The following is a 369-nucleotide window of genomic DNA, read 5'->3' on the forward strand; positions in this document are numbered from 1 at the left end:
CGTAGAAATAGGCAGCCATATTAAGGTTCTATCCATTGGCGCATACGAAGGGCCTATCACCTTAGAATTGGGAGGCAATCACGTTCAAATCAGCTATAAGGCTGCCTGTAAAATCTATGTAGATTAGGTTTTACACCATAAAATGATCTTACAGAAGGATTGGAGGTTTTTTTATGATTTTAAGAAGAAAAATTTTTTTTGCTATTGTACTGAGTCTGGGAATGTTGTTGGTAGGATGCTCAAGTTCGGTGTCACGGCCCAATGCTGAAGAGGGAACGTTGAAAATTGTTGCCACCACCACCATGCTAGCTGACTTAGCAAAAGTTATTGGTGGAGACAATGTAACTGTAAATGGTCTTATGGGTCCCG

The 369-nt window shown here is 40.7% G+C and carries 1 protein-coding gene; it reads left to right on the top strand.

Going from position 1 to position 369, the window contains the following annotated elements; translation table 11 throughout:
• Positions 1-173: 173 nt before the first annotated feature.
• Positions 174-369, top strand: a 196-nt coding sequence (locus RCF13_RS11085; protein WP_308141184.1) for a hypothetical protein, incomplete at its 3' end; no start/stop codon positions are given.

This window comes from Stenotrophomonas maltophilia group sp. RNC7 (assembly GCF_030910085.1).
Taxonomy (GTDB): domain Bacteria; phylum Pseudomonadota; class Gammaproteobacteria; order Xanthomonadales; family Xanthomonadaceae; genus Stenotrophomonas; species Stenotrophomonas sepilia.